This is a genomic window from Streptomyces sp. NPDC054840 (assembly GCF_053611065.1).
In genome coordinates, this window is sequence record NZ_JBSGZP010000033.1 from 1 (window position 1) to 22,311 (window position 22,311).

General features: G+C 72.4%; 18 protein-coding genes and 3 tRNA genes. 12 read left to right on the forward strand and 9 right to left on the reverse strand.

Annotation, left to right across the window (positions count from 1 at the left end; translation table 11 throughout):
• A partial coding sequence (locus ACWGIU_RS04800; protein WP_453702438.1) for an MFS transporter occupies window positions 1-1,176 on the reverse strand: 1,176 nt, incomplete at its 3' end.
• 214 nt (window positions 1,177-1,390) lie between these two features.
• Between ACWGIU_RS04800 and ACWGIU_RS04805 the strand changes: the two genes are divergently transcribed.
• Window positions 1,391-2,548 (forward strand): carboxylate-amine ligase, encoded by a 1,158-nt coding sequence (locus tag ACWGIU_RS04805; RefSeq protein WP_453702440.1) that lies wholly within the window; start codon window positions 1,391-1,393, stop codon window positions 2,546-2,548.
• A 541-nt stretch (window positions 2,549-3,089) separates the two neighbouring features.
• Here the strand turns inward: ACWGIU_RS04805 and ACWGIU_RS04810 are convergent.
• The 3 genes from ACWGIU_RS04810 to ACWGIU_RS04820 form a co-directional block, all read right to left on the reverse strand.
• Window positions 3,090-3,163, reverse strand: a tRNA-Ile gene (locus ACWGIU_RS04810).
• A gap of 190 nt (window positions 3,164-3,353) precedes the next feature.
• Window positions 3,354-3,426: transfer RNA gene (locus tag ACWGIU_RS04815), tRNA-Asn, on the reverse strand.
• Window positions 3,427-3,431: 5 nt separating this feature from the next.
• Window positions 3,432-3,504, reverse strand: a tRNA-Asn gene (locus tag ACWGIU_RS04820).
• A gap of 145 nt (window positions 3,505-3,649) precedes the next feature.
• On the opposite strand from ACWGIU_RS04820, the gene ACWGIU_RS04825 reads away from it, so the two are divergent.
• The 5 genes from ACWGIU_RS04825 (at window position 3,650) to ACWGIU_RS04845 (ending at window position 10,061) form a co-directional block, all read left to right on the forward strand.
• The gene (locus tag ACWGIU_RS04825) at window positions 3,650-3,955 is read left to right on the forward strand and encodes a YtxH domain-containing protein (protein WP_453702442.1); all 306 of its coding nucleotides are present in this window, start codon (window positions 3,650-3,652) and stop codon (window positions 3,953-3,955) included.
• Window positions 3,956-4,049: 94 nt separating this feature from the next.
• Window positions 4,050-5,498 (forward strand): FGGY family carbohydrate kinase, encoded by a 1,449-nt coding sequence (locus tag ACWGIU_RS04830; protein WP_453702444.1) that lies wholly within the window; start codon window positions 4,050-4,052, stop codon window positions 5,496-5,498.
• A gap of 289 nt (window positions 5,499-5,787) precedes the next feature.
• Entirely contained in the window at window positions 5,788-7,521 is a 1,734-nt protein-coding gene (locus ACWGIU_RS04835) for an ABC transporter ATP-binding protein (RefSeq protein WP_453702446.1), read from the forward strand.
• Complete coding sequence (locus ACWGIU_RS04840) at window positions 7,518-9,440, forward strand: ABC transporter ATP-binding protein (RefSeq protein ID WP_453702448.1); 1,923 nt, start codon at window positions 7,518-7,520, stop codon at window positions 9,438-9,440. Before ACWGIU_RS04835 ends, ACWGIU_RS04840 begins: the two co-directional genes overlap by 4 nt.
• A gap of 105 nt (window positions 9,441-9,545) precedes the next feature.
• Entirely contained in the window at window positions 9,546-10,061 is a 516-nt protein-coding gene (locus ACWGIU_RS04845; protein WP_453702450.1) for an N-acetyltransferase family protein, read from the forward strand.
• A gap of 71 nt (window positions 10,062-10,132) precedes the next feature.
• On the opposite strand, the gene ACWGIU_RS04850 is transcribed toward ACWGIU_RS04845, so the two are convergent.
• On the reverse strand, window positions 10,133-11,242 hold the full coding sequence (locus tag ACWGIU_RS04850) for an RNA polymerase sigma factor (protein WP_453702452.1): 1,110 nt from the start codon (window positions 11,240-11,242) through the stop codon (window positions 10,133-10,135).
• A 360-nt stretch (window positions 11,243-11,602) separates the two neighbouring features.
• Here ACWGIU_RS04850 and ACWGIU_RS04855 point away from each other — a divergent pair, with 360 nt between their 5' ends.
• A complete protein-coding gene (locus ACWGIU_RS04855) occupies window positions 11,603-11,932 on the forward strand; it encodes a hypothetical protein (protein WP_453702454.1) in 330 nt (109 codons plus the stop codon).
• On the opposite strand, the gene ACWGIU_RS04860 is transcribed toward ACWGIU_RS04855, so the two are convergent.
• From ACWGIU_RS04860 to ACWGIU_RS04870, 3 genes are all read right to left on the reverse strand, one after another.
• On the reverse strand, window positions 11,898-13,991 hold the full coding sequence (locus ACWGIU_RS04860) for a molybdopterin oxidoreductase family protein (protein WP_453702456.1): 2,094 nt from the start codon (window positions 13,989-13,991) through the stop codon (window positions 11,898-11,900). The two genes, ACWGIU_RS04855 and ACWGIU_RS04860, sit on opposite strands and share 35 nt — an antisense overlap.
• A 68-nt stretch (window positions 13,992-14,059) precedes the next feature.
• The gene (locus ACWGIU_RS04865; protein WP_453702458.1) at window positions 14,060-14,242 is read right to left on the reverse strand and encodes a hypothetical protein; all 183 of its coding nucleotides are present in this window, start codon (window positions 14,240-14,242) and stop codon (window positions 14,060-14,062) included.
• A gap of 13 nt (window positions 14,243-14,255) precedes the next feature.
• On the reverse strand, window positions 14,256-14,963 hold the full coding sequence (locus ACWGIU_RS04870; protein WP_453702472.1) for a SanA/YdcF family protein: 708 nt from the start codon (window positions 14,961-14,963) through the stop codon (window positions 14,256-14,258).
• A gap of 334 nt (window positions 14,964-15,297) precedes the next feature.
• Between ACWGIU_RS04870 and ACWGIU_RS04875 the strand changes: the two genes are divergently transcribed.
• The 4 genes from ACWGIU_RS04875 to dnaG all read left to right on the forward strand — a co-directional run bounded on the left by ACWGIU_RS04875 (window position 15,298) and on the right by dnaG (window position 20,713).
• Window positions 15,298-16,023, forward strand: coding sequence for a sirohydrochlorin chelatase (locus tag ACWGIU_RS04875; protein WP_453702460.1), 726 nt, complete (start codon window positions 15,298-15,300; stop codon window positions 16,021-16,023).
• A gap of 36 nt (window positions 16,024-16,059) precedes the next feature.
• On the forward strand, window positions 16,060-17,385 hold the full coding sequence (locus ACWGIU_RS04880; protein ID WP_453702462.1) for a deoxyguanosinetriphosphate triphosphohydrolase: 1,326 nt from the start codon (window positions 16,060-16,062) through the stop codon (window positions 17,383-17,385).
• Window positions 17,386-17,478: 93 nt separating this feature from the next.
• Window positions 17,479-18,753 (forward strand): NAD(P)/FAD-dependent oxidoreductase, encoded by a 1,275-nt coding sequence (locus ACWGIU_RS04885; RefSeq protein WP_453702464.1) that lies wholly within the window; start codon window positions 17,479-17,481, stop codon window positions 18,751-18,753.
• A gap of 34 nt (window positions 18,754-18,787) precedes the next feature.
• Window positions 18,788-20,713, forward strand: a complete 1,926-nt coding sequence (gene dnaG / locus ACWGIU_RS04890; protein ID WP_453702466.1) for a DNA primase — start codon at window positions 18,788-18,790, stop codon at window positions 20,711-20,713.
• Window positions 20,714-20,759: 46 nt separating this feature from the next.
• Here the strand turns inward: dnaG and ACWGIU_RS04895 are convergent, their stop codons facing one another.
• The gene (locus tag ACWGIU_RS04895) at window positions 20,760-21,206 is read right to left on the reverse strand and encodes a gamma-glutamylcyclotransferase family protein (protein WP_453702468.1); all 447 of its coding nucleotides are present in this window, start codon (window positions 21,204-21,206) and stop codon (window positions 20,760-20,762) included.
• A gap of 488 nt (window positions 21,207-21,694) precedes the next feature.
• Between ACWGIU_RS04895 and ACWGIU_RS04900 the strand changes: the two genes are divergently transcribed.
• Entirely contained in the window at window positions 21,695-22,237 is a 543-nt protein-coding gene (locus ACWGIU_RS04900; protein WP_453702470.1) for a hypothetical protein, read from the forward strand.
• Window positions 22,238-22,311: the final 74 nt, after the last annotated feature.

A 22,311-nucleotide genomic window follows, 5' to 3' on the forward strand; every position in this document is an offset into this window, starting at 1 on the left:
GCCGCCCGTCACGGCCACGGTCGGGTAGATCAGGTCGGCGGCGCACCCGGGGAGGAAATCGCCCAGCCGGGGTCCGCCGGCGACGACGATGATGAAGACACCCTGTAGACGGCCGCGCATGTCGTCGGGGGTGGCGGCCTGGAGCATGGTGGTGCGGAACACCATCGAGGCGGTGTCCGCGTACCCGGCCAGGGCCAGGAAGAACATGCCGAGCCACAGGTTCCGGGTGATCCCGAACACCGCGACGGCCAGTCCCCAGCCCGCGACGGCGAGCAGGATCGCCAGCCCGTGCCGGCGGATACGGCCCTGCCAGCCGGAGAACAGCCCGCCGAGCAGCGCCCCGGCGGCCATGGCGGCGACCAGCAGGCCGACCGTTCCGGGACCACCGCCGTACCAGAGCCCTGCGATGGCCGGGAACAGCGCCCGGGGCTGGGCGAGCACCATGGCGGCCAGGTCGGAGAAGAAGGTCATCCGGATGTTCGGCCGGGTGCCGAGGAAGCGCAGTCCGTCGAGAACGGAGGCCCTGCCCCGCGCGCCCTCGGCCCGGTCGGGCTTCATCGACGGCAGCTTCCACATCGCGTAGAGCGCGGCGGTGAAGGTGACGGCGTCGATCAGGTAGGCCGTCTCGTAGCCCGCGACGGTGACGATGAATCCGCCGAAGGCCGGGCCGACCATCGAACCGAAGGTCATGGTCACGGAGTTCAGGGCATTGGCGGCGGGCAGCTGTTCGACCGGCAGCAGCCTCGGGATCATGGCGGACCGGGCCGGGCCGGTCAGCGCCCCGCAGACCGCCTGGAGCGCGACGACGGCGTACAGGAACCAGACGCGGTGGAAGTCGAGCAGCGCGGCGGTGGCGAGCACGACCGACAGCGCGGCGGCGGCCATCGAGCTGTACAGGCCGAGCTTGCGCCGGTCCACGGTGTCGGCGATCGCTCCGCCGTAGAGGCCGAAGACGACGAGCGGGACGAGCGAGAAGAGCCCGACGAGCCCGACCGAGAAGCTGGACCGGGTGATGTCGTAGACCTGGAGCGAGATCGCGAGGGTGGTCATCGCCTGGCCGACCCAGGAGATGGTTCCGCCGAACCACAGCCTCCGGTAGTCCGCGGATGCGCTCAGCGGGGTGAGGTCGGCGAATATTCGCTGCCAGAGCTGGGGTGGGGCGGTCGTCCGGGTCACAGCGGATGATAACCACCGGCCGTCCGCCGCCCTCCTGGATTTTTGGCCCGTTCACCCACCGGCAACAGTCGCCACACGCGGCTCCGCACTACCGGCCCAGGTGCCGTATTGCCGGTAACCCGCCACTATCACCGGACATTTGACTGAATCGGCGTGCGCTCCTCGCCTCGTGTTCAGCTCATGATGAAAAGACTCGTATGTCCAGGGAGGCGTAGTGATCGAACCTGGCAACAGCACCACGAGCACCGGCACGACGCAGAACACGGTGCGCACGACCGTCCCCCTCACCCTCGGCGTCGAGGAGGAGTTCCTGCTCGTCGACGCCCACAGCTTCCGGGTGGTCCCCGCCGCCCCGCTGGTCCTGGCGACGGCCGGCGGGCTGCCCGGCGAGCTCCACCCCGAGGGCACCCGCTACCAGGTGGAGATATCCACCCCGATAGCCCACTCTGCGGCCTCGCTGCGCGCCGAGCTCGCCGCCCTGCGGCGCACCATCGGCCGGGCCGCCCGCGCCCACGGCTGCCGGCTGCTGGCCGCCCCCTCGCCGGTCGTCGCCGTCGAGGGGCCGCTGCACCTGACCGACGACGAGCCGCGCCAGCGCGAGCAGCACCGCCGCTTCGGCGCGCTCACCGACACACTGGTCAGCTGCGGCCGCCACATCCACATCGGCACGCTCGACGTGGATGTGGCGGTGGCCGTGTCCAACAGGATCAGACCCTGGCTGCCCACGCTGATCGCGCTGGCCGCCAACTCTCCGTTCTGGGGCGGTCGTGACACCGGCCACGCCAGCTGGCGTGCGATGGCCTGGTCCGGCTGGCCCTCGGCGGGCCTGCCCCCGCACTTCACGTCCACGGCGCACTTCCGGCGCTCGGTGCAGACCCTGCTCGGCTCCGGAGCGGCCCTGGACACCAAGATGGTCTACTGGGACCTCCGCCCCTCCGGTCACTGGCCGACGCTCGAAATCCGGGCGCCGGACATGTCGCCGGACATCGACTCGGCCATCCTGCAGGCCGAACTGGCCCGCGCGCTGGTCTCCACGGCGCTGCGCGAGATCGCGGAGCGCCGCCCCGAACCGGCCGTACGGGACGACGTACTGCGCCTCGCGCGCTGGCGGGCGGCTCACGACGGCCTGGAGGGCTTCGGCCTCGACCCGTACTCGGGGACGGAACTCCCGGCGGCGGACCTCGCGGAGGCACTGCTGGACATGGTCGCCCCGGAACTGTCCGCCGCCGGCGACCTCGATCACGCCGCCAAGACCATGGCGGGCCTCCTGCGCGACGGCTCGGGCGCCCACCGCCAGCGCGTGGCGTTCGCCCGGCGCCAGGACCTGACGGACGTCCTGCGCCATCTCACGGACGAGACGGAGGACTTCTAGCTCCAAGGAGGCGGAAGCCGCAGGTGGGAACGGATCCTCGCCTGCGGCACACATCGGGACGGGTGGTTCTTTCATCCAGGCCGGGACGTCCACGCCGGTGAGCGACCGGAACCGGTCGGCAGACGTTCTCCCATACGCGTACAGCCCCGCTGATCGGCGGGGCTGTGCCGTAGGGCGCACTCCGTCAGCTACGCATCGAGGTGATCGCCGGAACGGGCCTGCGCCGCGGTGAGGCGCGCGGGCTCCGATGGGACGACGTCGACTTCGCCCGGCGGGTGATCGTCGTGCGGCAGCAGATCGTGCAGGTGTCCGGGCTCAAGAAGCGAGACATGCCTGCCGCGGCGTGTCCGTATAGCGCGACGCCGCCGAGAAGGCTGCCTCACCCGTGCCGCGCCGTCGCCGCGATCAGCCCGAGACGGCCGACCCGCGTTCCCGGGCGGTTCCCGGCCAAAGGGCCTGAGCTCGGCCCGCCTGATGGCACGACAGGCCCCGGACACGCCGAAGCCGCAGGTGCGATCGTTTCTGCACCTGCGGCTCGCAGTGGGGCGGGTGGGACTCGAACCCACGGCCGACGGATTATGAGTCCGCTGCTCTAACCGGCTGAGCTACCGCCCCTTCACGGCGTGGCGCGTACACGTGTGCGCGCCGTCTGCCGCAGCATAGCCGCTCATACGATCTCCTGCCTCGGATGCCTCGCATGATCGGCTTCGCCTGTTCAGAGAGACCGCGCCGAAGGCTGCCCGGTTCCCGGACGGGGTGACAAAGAAAAGAAGAGGACCCCTCAGGGCCCTCTTCTTCTTCCTTGCTCCCCCGGCTGGACTCGAACCAGCAACCCTCCGGTTAACAGCCGAATGCTCTGCCAATTGAGCTACAGGGGACCGCGCTCCCCCGACTGGACTCGAACCAGTAACCTGCCGATTAACAGTCGGCTGCTCTGCCAATTGAGCTACAGGGGATTGCTGCGGTGCATCGAACAGCCCACCTCCGGCGTTGCCGGGGGGCGAGCGCCCGTTGCGAGTCATAGATTAGCGCAAGCAGGGGGGTGCTCCGCCAATCGGTATCGACAGCGGGCCGGGCACCACACGACGAAGGGTGACAGGGATGCGTTACAAGGTCACGTTCGTGGTCGGACTGGCCCTCGGGTACGTGCTCGGAACCCGGGCCGGACGCGAGCGCTACGAGCAGCTGCGGAAGTCCGCCCGCCACATCGCGCAGAACCCGGCGGTGCGCAACGCCGCCGAGACCGCGGGCCAGAACGGGCGCGAGTTCGCCGGGAAGGCCTTCACCACGGTGAGCCAGAAGGTCGGCGACGCCGTCCCGGACTCGCTCGCCGGGCGGGTACGGAGCCTGCGCGGCCGGGTCGGAGGCGGCGCCGGCGAGGACGACTGGGGCACGAGCAACACCTGAGCAGCACAGGTCCGCGCCGGGGCCCACGGGATCCATGAGGTTCCGGGGGCTCCGGACCGGTCGAGTCCGGCCCGCGTGCGGCAGAATTCACGGTATGGGGATAGTCGCCGGGCTGGACAGCTCTTCCGCGTTCACACGCATCGTCGTCTGTGACACCGAGACCGGCGCCGTGCTGCGCCAGGGGTACGCACCCCATCCACAGCCCACGGGTGAACCGGCCGGCGCGAATCCGCACGAGACCGACCCGCAGGCCTGGCTGCTCTCCCTCGGCGAGGCCGCCGGCGGCGGACTCCTCGAAGGGGTCCAGGCCATAGGGGTGTCCGCGCAGCAGCACGGCCTGCTGCCGCTGGACCCGCAGGGCGCCCTGGTGCGTCCCGCCCTCGTCGGCAACGACAAGCGCGGCCAGGTCGCCGCCGCCGACCTCGTCGACGCCTTCGGCGGCCGGCACAACTGGGTCGAGGCGGTGGGCTCGGTCCCGCACGCCGCGCAGCCGGTCGCGAAGCTGGCCTGGCTGGCCCGCAACGAACCCGAGGCCGCCCGCCGGATCGCCGTCCTGATGTCCCCGCACGACTGGCTCGTCTGGCAGCTGCTGGGCCGCCCCGCCCGGCGGACCACCGACCGCGGTGGCGCCTCCGGTACGGGGTACTGGTCGGCGGCCACCGGAACCTGGCGGCCCGACCTGGTCGAGCTGGCGCTGGGGCACCGGGCGCTGCTGCCCGAGGTGCTCGGCCCGGCCGACGCCGCCGGGACCACGCCCGAGGGGCTGCTGATATCGGCCGGCACCGGCGAGACGATGGCCGCCGCGCTCGGGCTGGGGCTGGGCCCCGGCGACGCGGTGGTCTCGCTGGGTGCCTCCGGTTCGGTGATGGCGGTGCACCACGAGGCGGTGTCGGAGCCGGGCGGGCTGGTCACCTCGCTGGCCGACGCCGGCGGCATGCACCTGCCCGTGGTGAACACCTCCAACGCCGTACGGGCCCTGCGCGGGACCGCCGAGCTGCTCGGCACCGATCTGGAGGGGCTGTCCGAGCTCGCGCTGAAGTCGACGCCGGGCGCCCACGGCCTCGTACTCCTGCCGTACCTGGAGGGTGAGCGGACCCCGAACCTGCCGCACGCCGCCGGCACGCTGTCCGGGCTGCGTCGTGACTCGATGAAGCCGGAGCACCTGGCCCGGGCCGCCTTCGAGGGCATGCTGTGCGGGCTGGTGGACGCGCTGGACGTGCTGCGCTCGCGCGGGGTCGAGATCCGCCGGGTGTTCCTGCTGGGCGCGGCGGCCGAGCTGCCCGCCGTGCAGGCCGCGGCTCCCGGGCTGTTCGGCACGCAGGTCGTCGTACCGGCCCCGGCCGACTACGCGGCGCTGGGCGCGGCGCGCCAGGCCGCCTGGGCACTCGGTGTGGCGCAGGGCACACTGGCCCCGCACACCCCGCCGGTCTGGCCGGCCCCGTCGGCCCAGGTCTTCGAGCCGGGCGAGGAATTCCCGGCGTGGCAGGCGGTTCGCCAGCAGTACATCGCCACACGCGAGCAGATCCACCCCGGGGCGTTCTAGGACATCCCCAGGGCTGCCGTCATCCCCGGTGGATCCGCGCACGGCGTCAGACGCGGTGCATCGCAAGGCGGAGGGACGCCCTCATACCGGTTGCATTCGGGCGTTCCGACGACGCAGCGAGGTGCCGTAGCTGTCGTCGTGCGCCCGCCGGGGATGACGGGACCTCCCCGGGCGATGGTCGGGGCCGACTGGTCCTTTTGACCGGCCTTTGCGAAATCCGGTGGGGATCACAGGGCCGGTTGGCCCAAGATGGGTCGACCCCCTCGATCGTGCCGACCGGAGCCTGCGCGTGCTCATACGACTTCTGCGGACCCATCTGGGTCCGTACCGGAAACCCATCGCGGTGCTGGTCCTGCTGCAACTGCTGCAGACCAGCGCCAGCCTCTACCTGCCCACACTCAACGCCGACATCATTGACAACGGTGTCGTCAACGGCGACACCGGCTACATCCTGCGCTTCGGCGCACTGATGCTCGGTGTCTCCCTCGTCCAGCTCGTCTGCAACGTCGGAGCCGTCTACTACGGCGCCCGTACGGCCGCGGCCTTCGGCCGGGACCTGCGCGCCGCGATCTTCGACCGCGTGCAGAGCTTCTCGGCGCGCGAGCTGGGCCAGTTCGGCGCCCCGTCGTTGATCACCCGTACGACGAACGACGTCCAGCAGGTCCAGATGCTGGTCCTGATGACCTTCACCCTGATGGTCTCGGCCCCGATCATGTGCGTCGGCGGTATCGCCATGGCGCTCTCGCTCGATGTGAAGCTGTCGGGCGTGCTGCTCGCCGTGGTCCCGGTGCTCGGGATCGCCGTCGGCGCGATCGTCTTCAGGACGCGGCCGCTGTTCCGCCGGATGCAGGTGCGCCTGGACACCGTGAACCGGGTCCTGCGCGAGCAGATCACCGGCAACCGGGTGATCCGTGCCTTCGTTCGCGACGACTACGAGAAGGAACGCTTCCGGGAGGCCAACGCCGACCTGACCGGCGTCTCGCTGTCCGCCGGCAAACTCCTGGCCTACATGTTCCCCACGGTCATAGTGGTCGTGAACATCTCCAGCGTCGCCGTCATCTGGTTCGGCGCGATGCGCGTCGACAGCGGCGGCATGGAGATCGGCCAACTGACGGCCTTCCTCGCCTACCTGATGCAGATCGTCATGGCCGTGATGATGGCCACCTTCATGTTCATGATGGTGCCGCGCGCCGAGGTCTGCGGCGAGCGCATCCAGGAGGTCCTGGACACCGAGTCGAGCGTGGTCCCGCCCAAGGACCCGGTGCCCGAACTCGCCCGCCGGGGGCGCCTGGAGCTGCGCGGCGCCGACTTCCGCTACCCGGGCGCCGAGGCCCCCGTGCTGCGCGGGGTGGACCTGGTGGCCCGCCCCGGCGAGACCACGGCGGTGATCGGCTCCACCGGAAGTGGCAAGTCCACGCTGCTGGGCCTGGTCCCGCGGCTCTTCGACGCGACCGGCGGCGAGGTCCTCGTCGACGGGGAGGACGTCCGCGCACTCGACCCCGACCTGCTGGCCAGGACGGTCGGCATGGTGCCGCAGAAGCCGTACCTGTTCTCCGGGACCATCGCCTCCAACCTGCGCTACGGACGCCCGGACGCGAGCGACGAGGAGCTCTGGCAGGCGCTGGAGGTGGCCCAGGCCAGGGAGTTCGTGTCCGCGCTGGAGGGTGGTCTGGACGCCCCCGTCAGCCAGGGCGGAACCAATCTGTCCGGCGGCCAGCGCCAGCGTCTGGCCATCGCCCGGACGCTCGTGCAGCGCCCGGAGATCTACCTCTTCGACGACTCCTTCTCGGCCCTGGACTACGCGACGGACGCGGCGCTGCGCGCGGCGCTCGCCCGTGAGACCGAGGACGCGACCGTGGTCATCGTCGCCCAGCGGGTCTCCACGATCCGGGACGCCGACCGGATCATCGTCCTGGACGAGGGCCAGGTCGTCGGTGAGGGACGCCATCACGAGCTGATGGCCGACAACGAGACCTACCGGGAGATCGTGCTCTCCCAGCTGACGGAGGCGGAGGCCGCATGAGCGGGCCCGGAGGACGGATGATGATGGGGCCGGCCCAGCGGTCCATGGACTTCAAGGGCTCGGGCAAGCGGCTGCTGCGGCAGCTCGCGTACGACCGGGCCAAGATCTGGGGCATGGTCGCGGCCGTCGTCGGCAGTGTCGGCTGCGCGGTGGTCGGCCCGAAGATCCTCGGTGAGGCCACCGACCTGGTGTTCGCGGGGATCGTCGGCCGTGAGATGCCGGCCGGGACCACCAAGCAGCAGGCGCTGGACGGCCTGCGCGCGCGGGGCCAGGACGGTATGGCGGACATGCTCGCCGGTACCGACTTCACCCCGGGGCAGGGCATCGACTTCGGCGCCGTCGGTGTCGTCGCGATCTGGGCGCTGGTGGTCTTCACCCTGGCCGGTCTGCTGATGCTGGTCGCCACCAGGCTGTCGAACCACGTCATGAACGGCACCGTCTACCGGATGCGCGAGGAGCTCCAGGCGAAGCTGTCGCGGCTGCCGCTGTCGTACTTCGACCAGCAGAAGCGCGGCGAGGTGCTGAGCCGGGCCACGAACGACATCGACAACATCGGCCAGACGATCCAGCAGACGATGGGCCAGCTGCTGAACTCGCTGCTGACCATCGTCGGCGTGCTCGTGATGATGTTCTGGATCTCGCCGCTGCTGGCGCTGGTCGCGCTGATGACCGTACCGCTGTCGATCTTCGTCGCCGCGAAGATCGGCAAGAAGTCGCAGCCGCAGTTCGTCGCGCAGTGGAAGACGACCGGCGCGCTCAACGCCCACATCGAGGAGATGTACTCGGGGCATAGCCTGGTCAAGGTCTTCGGCCGGCAGAAGGAGTCCGCGGCCGTCTTCGCCGAGCAGAACGAGGCGCTGTACCGGGCCTCCTTCAAGGCGCAGCTGGTCAGCGGCATCATGCAGCCGGTGATGTTCTTCATCTCGAACATCAACTACGTGCTGATAGCCGTGGTCGGCGGGCTTCGGGTCGCCTCCGGCACCCTGTCGATCGGTGACGTGCAGGCCTTCATCCAGTACTCGCGGCAGTTCTCGATGCCGCTGACGCAGGTCGCCTCGATGGCGAACCTCGTGCAGTCCGGTGTCGCCTCGGCGGAGCGGGTGTACGAGCTGCTGGACGCGGCGGAGCAGGAGCCGGACGCCGAGGTTCCGGAGCGTCCGGAGGAGCTGCGCGGTCAGGTCACCTTCGACAAGGTGGCCTTCCGCTACGAGCCGGACAAGCCGCTGATCGAGAACCTCTCGCTCACGGTCGAGCCGGGTCACACGGTCGCGATCGTCGGCCCGACCGGCGCCGGCAAGACCACGCTGGTCAATCTGCTGATGCGGTTCTACGAGGTCACGGGCGGGGAGATCGCCCTCGACGGGGTGGACATCGCGAAGATGACCCGCGAGGAACTGCGCGACGGCATCGGCATGGTGCTCCAGGACACCTGGCTGTTCGGCGGCACCATCGCGGAGAACATCGCCTACGGTGCTTCGCGCGCGGTCACGCGCGCCGAGGTCGAGGAGGCGGCGCGGGCCGCCCACGCGGACCGGTTCATCCGCACCCTGCCGGACGGTTACGACACCGTGCTGGACGACGAGGGCGCGGGGGTCAGCGCGGGCGAGAAGCAGCTGATCACCATCGCCCGGGCGTTCCTGTCGGAGCCGGTGATCCTGGTGCTCGACGAGGCGACGAGCTCGGTGGACACCCGTACCGAGGTGCTGATCCAGAAGGCGATGGCCCGCCTCGCGCACGGCCGTACGTCCTTCGTGATCGCGCACCGGCTGTCCACGATCCGCGACGCGGACGTGATCCTGGTGATGGAGAGCGGATCGATCGTGGAACAGGGCACGCACGAGGAGCTGCTGGCCTCCGGCGGCGCCTACGCCCGTCTGTACGCGGCGCAGTTCGCGCAGGCGGTGGCCGAGGTCGACTAGGGCGTGTTTGCAAGTAGCGCCCCGACAGCCCGGAGGGTCCACGGCGTGGCCGAACCGTCGTCGTGCGCCCGCCGGGGGCGGCGGGACAGCCCTTAGCATGGCGGCATGGCATCGGACCTGGTGGTTCGCCCCGCTCGGGCGGAGGACGAACGCGAGATACTGGAGCTGTTCCGTTCGACGTGGTCACGCGTGAGCGAGCCCGGCCCCGAACGCCCGGCCGACGCCGCCGTCTTCGACGAGCGGCACCCCGTGGAGAGCTTCCTCGTCGCGGAACGCGGACAGAGGGTCGTCGGGTACATCGCCCAGGCGCCGGCCGGCCCGCTCGAAACCAATCGGCACGTCCGTCATATCCAGGGACTGGCGGTCCTCGCGTCCGCCCGTGGCAGCGGAGTCGGGCAGGCCCTCGTCGAGGCTGCCTGCGCCGCCGCGCGGGCCGGTGGTGCCCGCCGGATGAACCTGCGCGTGCTCGGCCACAACGGGCCGGCGCAGCAGCTCTACCGGCGGTGCGGCTTCACGGTGGTCGGTGTCCTGCCCGAGGAGTTCCTGCTGGACGGGGCCTACGTCGACGACGTCTGGATGAGCCGGCGGCTGTCCGATCCCCACGAGCCCGGGCAGCCGTAGCCGTCAGGGCCGGGCCGGTCCGGCTGCGGAGTGGGGGCGCCAGGCGGGGCGCCCCCTTTTCCGGTGGTCCGTCAGTCCAGGTACCCGCGGAGCTGGTCCGCGAAGGCGTGGTCGCGCAGTTTGTTGAGGGTCTTGGACTCGATCTGGCGGATCCGCTCGCGCGTCACACCGAAGATCCGCCCGATCTCCTCCAGGGTGCGGGGCCGCCCGTCGGCGAGGCCGTACCGCAGCTGCACGACCTTGCGCTCGCGCTCGCCGAGGGTCGACAGGACGGCTTCCAGGTGCTCGCGCAGCAGGAAGAAGGCGGCCGACTCCACGGGCGAGGCGGCGTCCCCGTCCTCGATGAGATCGCCGAGCGCGACGTCGTCCTCCTCGCCCACCGGGGCGTGCAGGGAGACCGGTTCCTGGGCGAGGCGGAGCACCTCCAGGACCCGCTCGGGGGTCAGCTCCAGGTGGACGGCCACCTCTTCGGCCGTGGGCTCGTACCCGCGCTCCTGGAGCATCCGGCGCTGCACGCGGACGACCCGGTTGATCAGTTCGACGACGTGGACGGGCACGCGGATGGTCCGGGCCTGGTCCGCGAGCGCCCGGGACATCGCCTGCCTGATCCACCAGGTGGCGTAGGTGGAGAACTTGTACCCGCGGGCGTAGTCGAACTTCTCGACGGCCCGGATCAGCCCGAGGTTCCCCTCCTGCACGAGGTCGAGCATGGTGAGCCCGCGGCCCACGTACCGCTTGGCGACGGAGACGACGAGCCGCAGGTTCGACTCGATGAGCCGGCGTTTGGCCATCCGCCCCATGACGACGAGCTTGTCGAGGTCGAGGGCGAGCTGGGAGTCGAGGTCGGGGGTGTTGCCGAGCTTCTCCTCGGCGAACAGGCCGGCTTCGACGCGTCGCGCGAGGTCCACCTCCTCGACGGCGGTGAGCAGCGCGATCCTGCCTATCTCGCGGAGGTACTGCCGGAACAAGTCGGCGGACGGGCCCGCTCCGCCTCCGCTGTCGCTGCTGCGCCTGCGCTGCACGGGCACCGGCTCGATGAGATCCAGTACCTCGGGCTCTTCGTCCACGGCCTTGGCCTCCGAGGACTCGCTCACGTTCACGGTCAGGGTCCGGGTGTGCACGGGGGCGACCTCCAGGGCTCCGAGGACGGGGGCACCGCACCTCAGTGTGGGGTACGACACATCGCGGCCACGAGGGGCGTGCGAGCACTTTCTGAGTCCGGTGCGTGACCGGATGGTTACCCCCCGGCGAGAACCCCGATGCGACTCGGACGCATGTCCGAGATGATCGCCGGCCCATCTGTCCTGGAACGCCCGCCGGGTCCTGGCCGGGGCGCGCACAACCGGTTCGTGACCCCAGCGGTGGCGCGGCGCGGCGGCGGAGGCCGGGACGGCCTGCGACGCGCTCGTCGCGGCGCTCGGCTCGGCTCGGCTCGGCTCGGCTCGGCGGGAAACGAAATCCGTTCGGAGGAACGGGAGTTCGTGCTGCACGACAGTGACCTGCCGGTGGACGGCGGGGGGGATCGACGAAGAGGTGACGGCATGACCGGGGCGAACGCGCGGGACGCGCCCGGGGACGACTGGCGGCGGCGCCGGTCCGGCCTGCCGCGGACGCACACGGCCGGACCGGAGGCGCCGGGCCCCGCGGTCCGGGTCTTCGACCCGGCGCTGAAGCACTTCGCGGACGGCTACCGGATCACGGACTCGGCCGTGGACGAGGCGGTGCGTCCCGCCTGGCGGGCTGTCCGCCGCACCGCGCTCGACGTGGTGGCGCGGGGTGGGACCGAGCGGCCGGGGGCGAACCGCCGGGCCGGGCCGCGGAGCTGCGCCGCGGGCGTCAGGTCGGCTCGACGCGGACCGCGCAGACCTTGAACTCCGGCATCCGGGACGTGGGGTCCAGGGCCGGGTTGGTCAGCGTGTTGGCGCGGCCCTCGCCCGGCCAGTGGAAGGGCATGAAGACCGTGTCCGCCCGGATGGTGTCGGTGATGCGGGCCGGGGCGACGGCTCGGCCGCGGCGGGAGGTCACGGCGAGCGGGCTGCCGTCGACCGCGCCGATCCGGGCGGCGAGCCGCGGGTGGAGTTCCACGAACGGGCCGGGGGCGGCCGCGTTGAGTTCGTCCACCCGGCGGGTCTGGGCGCCGGACTGGTACTGGGCGACCACCCGGCCGGTGGTGAGCAGCAGCGGGTAGTCCGCGTCGGGGACCTCGGCGGCGTCGCGGTGGGAGACGGGGACGAAGCGGGCCCGGCCGTCGTCGGTGGCGAAGCGGTCCAGGAAGAGGCGCTCGGTGCCCGGGGAAGCCGCGGATCCCTCGGGGCCTTCGGGGCAGGGCCAGAAGACGCCCTGTTCGGCCTCGATACGGGCGTAGGTGATGCCCGAGTAGTCAGCGGGGCCGCCGGCCGAGGCGCGGCGCAGTTCCTCGAAGACCTCTTCCGGCTCGGTGGGGAAGCCCTTCTCGACGCCCAGGCGGGCGGCGAGTCCGTGCAGGACGTCCAGGTCGCTGCGGACCCCCGGCGGTGGGGTCAGCGCCCGGCGGCGGAGCAGGACGCGGCCCTCCAGGTTGGTGGTGGTGCCGGACTCCTCCGCCCACTGGGTGACGGGGAGGACGACGTCCGCGAGGGCCGCGGTCTCGGAGAGGACGACGTCGGCCACCGCGAGGAAGTCCAGGGAGCGGATGCGGTCCTCGACGTGTCCGGCGCGGGGGGCGGACACCACCGGGTTCGAGCCCATCAGGAGCAGGGCCTTCACGTCCGTGCCGAGGGCGTCGAGGAGTTCGTAGGCGCTGCGGCCCGGGCCGGGGAGGCTGTCGGGGTCGACGCCCCAGACCTCGGCGACGTGGGCGCGGGCGGCCGGGTCGGTGAGCTTGCGGTAGCCGGGGAGCTGGTCGGCCTTCTGGCCGTGTTCGCGGCCGCCCTGGCCGTTGCCCTGCCCGGTGAGGCAGCCGTAGCCGGACAGCGGGCGGCCGGCCCGGCCGGTGGCCAGGCACAGGTTGATCCAGGCGCCGACGGTGTCGGTGCCCTTGGACTGCTGCTCGGGGCCCCGGGCGGTGAGGACCATGGCGGATTCCGGAGCGCAGAACATGGCCACGGCCTCGCGGAGCCTGGGGACGGGTATCCCGGTGATGCGCTCGACCAGTTCCGGCCAGTGGGCCATCGCGGCGGCCCTGGCCTCCTCCCAGCCGGTGGTGCGGGCGGCGATGAACTCCTCGTCGGTCCGGCCTTCCGCGACGATCAGGTGCAGCAGGCCGAGGGCGAGGGCGAGGTCGGTGCCGGGCCGCGGGGCAAGATGCAGGTCGGCCTGTTCGGCGGTGCGGGTGCGGCGCGGGTCGATGACGATCAGGGTGCCGCCGTTGGCCTTGAGCTCGGTGAGGTAGCGCAGGGCGGGCGGCATGGTCTCGGCGAGGTTCGAGCCGACGAGGATCACGCAGCCGGTGCGCGGGATGTCCGCCAGCGGGAAGGGCAGGCCCCGGTCGAGCCCGAAGGCCCGCTGGTGGGCGGCGGCGGCCGAGGACATGCAGAAGCGGCCGTTGTAGTCGATCTGCGAGGTGCGCAGGGCGACGCGGGCGAACTTGCCGAGCGCGTAGGCCTTCTCGTTGGTGAGCCCGCCGCCGCCGAAGACGCCGACGGCGTCGGGGCCGTACGTGCGGCCGGTGCGGGCGAGCCCCGAGGCGACGGCGTCGAGCGCCTCCTCCCAGGTGGCCGGCTCCAGCTGCCCGGCGTGGGTGCGGATGAGCGGCTGGGTAAGGCGCACCCGGGAGGAGAGTACGGCGGGGGCGGTGCGGCCCTTGCCGCACAGCGCGCCCCGGTTGACGGGGAAGTCGGCCCGCTCCTCCACTGTCACGGCGGCGCCGCCCGGTTCGGGGCGCAGCCTCATCCCGCACTGCAGGGCGCAGTACGGGCAGTGCGTGTCGGTGGTGGAGTCGGAGGTGTGCATACGGTCCAGCGTGGGTCGGCGGTGTTACGCCGGCCGCCGCTGCGCGTTACAAGTCCGGGTGCTCCCCCTCAGCGCGCATCCGCGGCCGCGGTGAGGGCGGCGTCGAGGGCCGGCCCCGGCTCGGGTCGGTCGCGGGCTTCCCCGCACATGATCCGGCCGTGGACGACGTCGAGGACCGGGTACCCACGGTCCGCGAAGAGCATCACGTTGCGGCGGCCGGGACCGAAGGGCGTGCCCGGCCGATCCGCCATGACCGGCGCCGCGTCATTCCGCCGGAGCGGCCAGGGCCCGCGACACCCCCTCCTCCTTCGGTCCGAGGAAGTGCGGGGCGGGCTTGAAGGCCGCGTCCAGCGCCGCCTTGCCCGCCGCGAAGACCTCGCGGGTCTCGCCGTAGTACCAGGTGGCGTCGTGCACGTCGGCCACCCCGACGCCGTACGAGTCCAGGCCCGCCGCCTGGCAGAGGGCGACGGCCCGGCGGATGTGGAAGCCCTGGGTGACCAGCACGGCCCGCTCCACGCCGAAGATCTCCTTCGCCCGCACGCAGGAGTCCCAGGTGTCGAAACCCGCGTAGTCGCTGACGATCTTCCGGTCCGGCACCCCGTGCGCGGTGAGGTACGTCCGCATCGCGTCGGGTTCGTCGTACTCGGTGCGGCTGTTGTCCCCGGTGACCAGCACGACCTTGACCTTGCCGGTGCGGTACAGCTCGGCGGCGGTGTCCAGCCGGTCGGCCAGGTAGGGGGTCGGCCGGCTCCCCAGCAGGCCCGCGCCGAAGACCACGGCCACCTCGGCGGCGGGCGTGTCGGCCGTGGTCCGCAGCCGGTCGGCGGTCACGGCGTGCATCCACGCCGAGGGCAGCAGCGCCAGTACGCAGCACGCCATGACGGTCTGCACCGCCGGCCGCCGGGTCCGTACGTCGCGCAGCGCCGCCACCGCCCGGCTCCACTCGACTCTCGGCAGGCGCGGTCGGCGCATCATCCATCCCCAGGTGTCTCGACTGCTCGTCCGCCGGTCAGGACGCGTATCGGGGCCGTGCGGTTCGCCCGGTCCCCGATCTCCGGCAGGTACGCCGCCGGCCGCGCCCGGCCCGGACAGCCACTCCGGCCGCCCTGTGAGCACACGGCAAAGACCCGTCATCCCCGCGCAACGCACCGGCAACCTGGGGCGCGGAGGATCGGTTCATGACGGAGCTGGTGCACCCTCCCGAGTTTCCCGCCCTTCCCTTCGACAGCACGGCCGAGCTGCTCGGCCGCATCACCCGCCAGCTGGGCACCCAGCTCAGCGGCCTGCGCCGACCCGGAGTCCGCCCATGCAGCCCACCCTCGTCGCCGTGGCCCACGGCAGCCGTGACCCGCGCGCCCTCCACACCGCACTCGCCCTCCTCGAACGGGTCCGCGAACTCCGCCCCCGGCTCGACGTCCGGCTCGGCCACGTCGAGCTGAACGCGCCGCTGCTCGACGACACCCTGGGCGAGCTGTCCGGCTCGGCCGTGCTCGTCCCGCTGCTGCTCGGCCGCGGGTACCACGTCAAGCGTGATCTTCCCGCGGCCGCCGCCCGGGCCGGCCACCTGCTCACCCGCGTCGCCGCCCCGCTGGGCCCGCACCCCCTGCTCGTCGAGGCCCTGTACGAGCGTCTGCTGGAGGCCGGCTGGACCCGGGCTCCCGGTTCGGCCGTGGTACTGGCCGCCGCCGGTTCCCGCGACCCCGACTCCGCGGCCGACACCCGCCGCACCGCCGCCCTGCTCTCCGAACGCCTCGGCGGCGTCCCGGTGACCGCCGCCTACGCCTCCGCCGCCGCGCCCGGCGCCCCCGAGGCGGTCCGGGCCCTCACCGCCCGCGGCCACCACCGGATCGCCGTGGCCTCGTACTTCGCCGCTCCCGGCCGGTTCGCCACCCAGACCGCCGCGGCGGCGCCCGGCCTCGCCGCCGCCCCGCTCGGCGACCACCCGGCCCTGGCCCGGCTGGTGCTGCACCGCTACGACGAGGCCCGCGCGCTGCCCGTCCACCTGGCCCGGGCGGAACTCCTCTCCGCCTGATCCCGGTTTGTCAGTTGTTCCGGTTACCGTCTCTGCATGGAAGGCACCACGCACGCCCTCACCGACGACCACCGCGACCTCTACGACGCGGCCGACACCGAGCGCTGGGCCGCCGAGCCCGACAAACGGCCCGGCCGGACCGCCTTCCAGCGCGACCGCGCCCGTGTGCTGCACTCGGCCGCGCTGCGGCGCCTCGCCGGGAAGACCCAGGTCGTCACCCCCGGCAGCCGTTCCTACGACTGGGACGCGAGTCCCCGGACCCGCCTCACCCACTCCCTGGAGTGCGCCCAGGTCGGGCGGGAGCTCGGCGCCGCGCTCGGCTGCGACCCCGACCTCGTCGAAGCCGCCTGCCTCTCCCACGACATGGGCCACCCGCCCTTCGGCCACAACGGCGAGGAGGCGTTGAACGAGTTCGCCAAGGACTGCGGCGGCTTCGAGGGCAACGCCCAGTCGCTGCGCCTGCTGACCCGTCTGGAGCCCAAGCGGTTCGTGCCCGACCCGGCGAGCGGGGAGCTCGTCAGCGTCGGCCTCAACCTCACCCGGGCCTGTCTGGACGCCGCCACCAAGTACCCGTGGGCCCGCGGGGACCACCCCACCGATCCCGACTCGGTGAAGTTCGGCGCGTACGAGGACGACCTGCCGGTCTTCGCCTGGCTGCGGCGCGGCGCGCCCGCGGACCGCAAGTGCTTCGAGGCCCAGGTCATGGACTGGGCGGACGACGTCGCGTACTCCGTCCACGACTTCGAGGACGGACTGCACGCCGGCCACCTCGACCCCAACATGCTCCACGCCGAGCCCGAGCGCACGGCGATCTGGCGGGTGGCCATCGGCCGGTACGTCCCCGCCGACACCGCGCCCGAAGAGCTGCGGGCCGCCCTCGACCGTTTGATGGGGCAGGAGTGGTGGCCGCACGGGTACGACGGTTCGGCCCTCGCCCAGTCCCGGCTGAAGGACGCCACGAGCCAGCTGATCGGCCGGTTCTGCCTGGCCGCCGAGGGGGCCACCCGGGAGGCGTACGGCTCCGGCCGCCTCACCCGGTACGGTGCCGAACTGGTGGTCCCGCGCGAGGCGCGCAACGAGTGCGCGGTGCTCAAGGCCGTCGCCGACCTGTACGTGATGCAGCGCGACGAGCAGGAACGGATCCGCGCCGACCAGCGCATCGTCCTGGCCGAACTCGCGGAGGCGCTGAGCGCCCGCGCCCCCGAGGGGCTGGACCCGCAGTTCCGGGCCATCTTCGACGCGGCCCCCGACGACAAGGCCAGGAAAAGGGCGGTCATCGACCAGATCGCGTGCCTCACCGACGCATCCGCCCGTTCCCTTCACGCACGCCTCACCCGGCGCGGCCGACGCGCCGAAAGGTGAGCTGATCGAGCCACTCCCCCTTCACGCGGCAGGCTCGGTGCGGGACGCTCGCATGTGGTCGCATGTGGCGGAGAGGTTATGAGGAGGCATCAGGTGGTCGACGCACATCGGACATTCGTCATCGTCGGCGCAGGGCTCGCCGGAGCGAAGGCGGCCGAAACGCTGAGGTCCGAGGGGTTCACGGGGCGGGTGATCCTGATCGGCGACGAGCGCGACCATCCCTACGAACGCCCGCCGCTGTCCAAGGGCTACCTGACCGGCAAGGACGAACGGGAGAGCGTCTTCGTCCACGAGCCGTCCTGGTACGCGGCCTCCGACATCGAGCTGCACCTCGGCCAGCCCGCGGTCCACCTCGACCGGGACGCCAAGAAGGTGGTCCTCGGTGACGGCACCGTCCTCTACTACGACAAGCTTCTGCTGGCCACCGGCGCGGAGCCGCGCCGCCTGGACATCCCCGGCACCGATCTGGCCGGGGTGCACCACCTGCGGCGCCTCGCGCACGCCGAACGGCTGAAGGGCGTACTGGCCGGGCTCGGCCGGGACAACGGGCACCTGCTCATCGCGGGCGCCGGATGGATCGGACTGGAGGTGGCCGCCGCCGCCCGCGGCTACGGCGCCGAGGTCACCGTCGTCGAGCCGGAGGCCACGCCGCTGCACGCGGTGCTCGGCCCGGAGGTCGGCCGGCTCTTCGCGGACCTGCACGGCGATCACGGGGTGCGCTTCCACTTCGGGGCGCGGCTGACCGAGATCGTCGGTCACGACGGCATGGTGCTGGCCGCCCGTACCGACGACGGGGAGGAGCACCCGGCGCACGCGGTGCTCTCCGCGATCGGGGCCGCGCCGCGGACCGCGCTCGCCGAGACCGCCGGGCTGGCCCTGGTCGACCGGGAGCACGGCGGCGGGATCGCGGTGGACTCCTCCCTGCGCACCAACGATCCGGACATCTACGCGGCCGGGGACGTGGCCGCCGCCCATCACCCGGTGCTCGGGACCCGGCTGCGGGTCGAGCACTGGGCCAACGCGCTGAACGGCGGCCCGGCCGCCGCGCGAGCCATGCTGGGCCAGGAGGTCGGCTACGACCGGGTGCCGTACTTCTTCTCGGACCAGTACGACGTGGGCCTGGAGTACTCGGGGTACGCGCCGGCCGGCGGCTACGACCAGGTGCTGATCCGCGGGGACGTGGGCAAGCGGGAGTTCATCGCCTTCTGGCTGTCGGAGGGCCGGGTCCTGGCCGGAATGAATGTGAATGTGTGGGATGTCACCGAGCACATCCAGGCCCTGATCAGGTCGAAGACGCCGGTCGACCGCGAGGCACTGGCGGACCCATCCGTTCCGCTTGACTCCCTGGTGCGGGCCGTGGAGGCCTGACCGGATTGCCCGCGCCCGGCCGTAGACTTCACGGGTGGCAGGACGGATCAACGACGACGACGTGAAGGCGGTACGGGACGCGGTCCCGATCGACGCCGTGGTCTCCGAGTACCTCCAGCTGCGCAACGCGGGCGGCGGCAACCTCAAGGGCCTGTGCCCCTTCCACGACGAGAAGTCCCCTTCCTTCCAGGTCAGCCCCAGCAAGGGGCTCTACCACTGCTTCGGCTGCCAGGCGGGCGGGGACACCCTCGACTTCGTCATGAAGATCGACCACCTCTCCTTCTCGGAGGCGGTCGAGCGCCTGGCCGGCCTGGCCGGAATCACCCTGCGGTACGAGGAGGGCGGCTACACCGCCGGCACCAGCGGCCGCGGTGACCGGATCCGGCTGGTCGAGGCGCACAAGGCCGCCGCCCAGTTCTACGTCGACCAGCTGGGCAGCCCCGAAGCGGAGATCGGCCGCAAGTTCCTGGCGGAGCGCGGCTTCGACCAGGCCGCGGCCGCGCACTTCAGCGTGGGTTACAGCCCGGCCGGGTGGGACCACCTGACCCGCTTCCTGCGCGGCAAGGGCTTCACCGACAAGGAGCTGATCACCTCCGGACTCGCCCAGGACAGCCGCAGCGGCAAGCCGATCGACCGCTTCCGCGGCCGGCTGATGTGGCCCATCCGCGACATCAGCGGCGAGGTGGTCGGCTTCGGCGCGCGCAGACTGCGCGACGACGACAACGGCCCGAAGTACCTGAACACGCCCGAGACCGCGATCTACAAGAAGTCCCAGGTGCTGTACGGGATCGACCTGGCGAAGAAGGAGATCGCGAAGACCTCCCGGGCCGTGGTCGTCGAGGGCTACACGGACGTGATGGCCTGCCACCTGGCCGGGGTCACCACCGCGATCGCCACCTGCGGTACCGCCTTCGGCGGGGACCACATCAAGATCCTGCGCCGGCTGCTGATGGACAACGCCACCGCCGAGGTGATCTTCACCTTCGACGGCGACGCGGCGGGCCAGAAGGCCGCGTTGCGGGCCTTCGAGGACGATCAGAAGTTCGCCGCGGAGACCTCGATCACCATCGCCCCCGGCGGCATGGACCCTTGCGACCTGCGCCTCGCGCAGGGCGACGCGGCCGTGTCCGGCCTGGTGGAGGCCCGCACACCGCTGTTCGAGTTCGCGCTGCGGCACATCGTGGCCCGGCACAACCTGGAGAACCCGGCGGGCCGGGCGGCCGCCCTGGACGAGGCCGCGCCCGTCGTCGCCAACATCAAGAACATCGCGATCCAGCACGAGTCGGCGGTCCAGCTGGCGGGCATGCTGGGCATCCGCGACGAGCAGTTCGTCGTCAAGCGGGTCGCACAGCTGGCGCGCTGGGCCCGCGAGCGCGGCCAGGGCGACGGACCGCAGGGCGGCCGGCCCGGCGGGAAGCCCCAGAGGGGTCGCCCCTCCTACGCGGACGCCCCCGCGCCCGCCGCCCAGCCGGCCGGGGGCCCCGCGCTGAACCTGCGCAGCCCGGCCCACCGCACCGAGCGCGAGCTGCTGAAGCTCGCCCTCCAGCGGCCGGCCCTGGTCTCCCCGGCCTTCGACGCGTACGGGATGGACGAGTTCACCGCCCCGCCCTACGCGGCGGTGCGCCAAGCGATCCTGGACGCGGGCGGTGCCTCGCTCGGCACCGAGGACTACCTCGCCCGGGTCCGCGAGGCCGCCCCGAACGACACCGTGCGCGCGCTCGTCACGGAGCTGGCGGTCGAGGCCATCCACGCGAAGACGGTGGACGAGATCTACGCGGGGGTCCAGCTGGTCCAGGTGCGGCTGCGCGCCGTCGACCGCCGGGTCCACGAGATCCAGGGCACGCTGTCGCGGCTGGGCCCGCAGGCCTCGCCGGAACAACTGGCCGCCGTCCAGGAGGAGCTGTGGGTGCTCCAGCAGTACGGTCAGCGGTTGCGCAACCGCGGCGCCGAGGGGCTGTAGCCGCCGATCACCGGCCGCGGATCACCGGCCGATCATCGGCACCGAATCACCGGCGCCTGAACCAGTCGCCGCCGGGGATCTCGGTGCCCGACTCCCGCAGGTCGCGGGCGATCAGCGGGGACGCCAGATAGACCCAGGCGCGGACCGTGGTGCCGTCGGGACGCAGGGCCGGGCGGGCGATCCGGTCGTACATGTTCCCCGGGCGGCCCGGGCCCCCGTACTCCTCCAGCTGGTCCAGGGCGGCCAGCAGCCGCCCGTACGCGCCCGGCGCCGCCGTGATCAGCTCGCCGACGACCGCCGTGCCGGGGCGGTGGACCGCGTACGGGTATCCGGGGCCGTCGTAGAGCGCCGTGTCCGGGAGGACGGCCGGCTCCTGCGAAGCCGTACGGCCGCGCAGGAAGAGGTCGTGGTTGACCTCGCCCGGGCGCAGCGTCCCGTAGACGAAGAACGGGAGCGGATCGCTCGGGTCCGGAAGCCGTTCGACCGATGTCACGGGGCCCCTCCCTCGGGTATGGCGCGGTGGTGCGGGGGCCGGGCCGAAAGTCCCTGCCTTCCCGCGGCCACCACCGTACGCACCGCTGTCGCACAACCTCCCGGCGGCCGTGACCGGGCCGTCCGGCGTCGGTTCCGGCCCCCTTCCACCTCACGGTTCTGCGTCCATGACAGCTGCCTCGCGCCGTGTGCCCGCCGCCCTCCCGCATCGGACCGGCCGCGGCCCGAACCGCTCCGGCGCGCCCGGTCGTCGGCCCCGGGGGCCGCAGGCGGCCGGCCGGAGCCGCGCCGACCGACCGAGGATCCGCAGCCACCCGCGGTCACCCGGACGGCGCGGGGCGCTCCGATGGCCTCGGCACCCACGCTGACCTGCGCACACTACCCGCAGGCGGACCTCAGGAAGGCATACCTGACGGGACATCAGCAGGCGCGCTGCGGGCGGGCCGGGTTTCCTCGGAAATACGACCCCGTGTCTCCAGGAGAGTCCCCATGCGCCGACGTACCGCACACCTGCTGACCGCGACCGCGCTGACCGCCGCCGCGTTCACCGGGCCGGTCGCCGGCGCGGTCGCCGCGGCGGACCTCGGCGTGGTGGGCTTCGCACCCGGGGACTTCGCGCCGCTGGAGGTGTGGCCCAAGTCCGCCGCCCCCGGCGCCACCGTCACCGTGAACACCACCGCCTGCGGCAGCGGCAGCCACGCGGACGGCGATGCCAGCACGGTGGGCGGCGGCCGGTTCAAGCTGGTCCCGGGCACCCACAAGGAGGTCGTCGTGGGGCAGTTCCATATCGCCCACGGCACCCGCGGCGGGACCTACGGCATCGGCGTGACCTGCGCGAACGGCAAGTTCGCCACCGGCGACCTGATCGTCACCGAGCGCGGCCCGCAGGGCCATGTCAACACCGGGGTGGGCGGTGGCACGACCACCACCGCCGATCCCGCCAAGATCGCGGCGGGGGCGGCCGTACTGGCCGCTGCCGCCGTCGGCGGTACCTGGCTCCTGCGTCGCCGGGCGAGCGGCACGCGGAGCTGACGGACGCCCACCGCGGCTCCGGCCGCGGTCCGACCGGTACCGTCCCCCGTCGCCCGCCCCGCGAGGTCCCCCCG